Here is a 1628-nt window from a genome sequence, read left to right as displayed (position 1 = left end):
CTGAGCCTGCGGTTCCGCTCCGGGCGGGTGCCTCGTTCCTCGGCCCGCACCCTGCGCTGCACCTCCGGCTCAGGCTCTGTCTTTGTCGGCTGAGCCTGCGGTTCCGCTCCGGGCGAGTGCCTCGTTCCTCGGCCCGCACCCTGCGCTGCACCTCCGGCTCAGCCGAGGATCATGCAGGTCAGGCGCGCCGTGCACACCCGCTTGCCGGCCTCGTCGGTGATCACGATCTCGTAGGACGCCGTCGAGCGGCCCAGGTGGATCGCGGTCGCCGTGCCCGTGACGTAGCCCTCGCGGGCCCCGCGGTGGTGCGTCGCGCTCACCTCGATGCCGACCGTCTTCTTGCCCGGTCCGGCGTGCGCCTGCGCGGCGAGCGAGCCGAGCGTCTCGGCGAGCACCACCGACGCGCCGCCGTGCAGCAGGCCCGCGGGCTGGGTGTTGCCCTTCACCGGGATGCGGCCCACGGCCCGGTCCGGCGCGAGCTCCAGCAGCTCCATCTCCATGCGCTCGAAGAGCGTGCCCGCGGTCTCCGCGCCGGCGTACATGGCCTTCCAGTCGATCTCGGCTCCGGAAGCCGCGTCGGATGGCGTCACGGAAGCGCTCGTGTCAGTCATGCGAGCTATGTTGTCAGGCGTGACCTCCACCGCGCCAAGTCGTACTCCGGGTACGCCGTCCTCAGGCCGCCCCCGTCTCCTGCTGATCGACGGCCATTCCATGGCCTATCGGGCCTTCTACGCGCTGCCCGACACCCTCGCGACCAGCTCAGGACAGATCACCAACGCCGTCTACGGCTTCACGTCCATGCTGACGAACCTGCTCCGCGACGAGCAGCCCACGCACATGGCGGTCGCGTTCGACGCCGGCCGGGTCACGTTCCGCACGGAGCGGTTTCCCGACTACAAGGGCACGCGCGACGCCACGCCGGACGCGTTCAAGGGGCAGGTGCCGCTGATCAAGGAGGTGCTCGACACCCTCCGGATCAGCTCCATCGAGCTGCCCGGCATCGAGGCCGACGACATCCTGGCGACCCTGTCCACGCAGGCCAAGGCGGCCGGCATGGAGGTGCTGGTCTGCTCCGGCGACCGCGACACGCTGCAGCTCGTCAACGGCGACGTCACCGTCCTGTACCCCAAGAAGGGTGTGTCCGAGCTGGCCCGGATGGACCCGGCGGCCGTCGAGGAGAAGTACGGCGTCCCGCCCGAGCGCTACCCCGACCTCGCCGCGCTCGTCGGTGAGACCAGCGACAACCTGCCGGGCGTGCCCGGCGTCGGGCCCAAGACCGCCGCCAAGTGGATCACCGCGCACGGCGGCCTCGCCGCCCTGCTGGACGCCGCCGACGAGGTCAAGGGCAAGGCGGGCGAGAACCTGCGCACCCACATCGACCAGGTGCGGGTCAACCGCGAGCTCAACGCCCTGCTGACCGACGTCGAGCTGCCCCTGGGCGTGGCCGACCTGGCGCTGGCGGGTTTCGACCGCGAGGCCGTGCACCTCGTGTCCGACACCCTGCAGTTCGGCCAGCTCCGCGACCGGCTCCTGGCCGTCGACCCGGCCGGCGTGGCCGCCGAGGAGACCCCGGCGGGCGGCGCCGTCGAGCTCGACCTGGCCGATGTCGCCCCGGGCGCCCTCGGCAC

General features: G+C 71.9%; 2 protein-coding genes. One reads left to right on the top strand and one right to left on the bottom strand.

All coding sequences use genetic code 11. From position 1 onward, the window contains the following. Positions 1-158 precede the first annotated feature (158 nt). A complete protein-coding gene (locus PROKR_RS10845; protein ID WP_142042489.1) occupies positions 159-542 on the bottom strand; it encodes a PaaI family thioesterase in 384 nt (127 codons plus the stop codon). Positions 543-711: 169 nt separating this feature from the next. On the opposite strand from PROKR_RS10845, the gene PROKR_RS10840 reads away from it, so the two are divergent. Then, positions 712-1628: 5'-3' exonuclease (locus PROKR_RS10840; RefSeq protein ID WP_281171696.1), on the top strand; the 917-nt coding region annotated here is incomplete at its 3' end.

Source organism: Promicromonospora kroppenstedtii DSM 19349, assembly GCF_000515355.1.
Lineage (GTDB): Bacteria > Actinomycetota > Actinomycetes > Actinomycetales > Cellulomonadaceae > Promicromonospora > Promicromonospora kroppenstedtii.
Note: the sequence above shows the minus strand (reverse complement) of the source record. Positions and strands in the feature narration are given on the sequence as shown.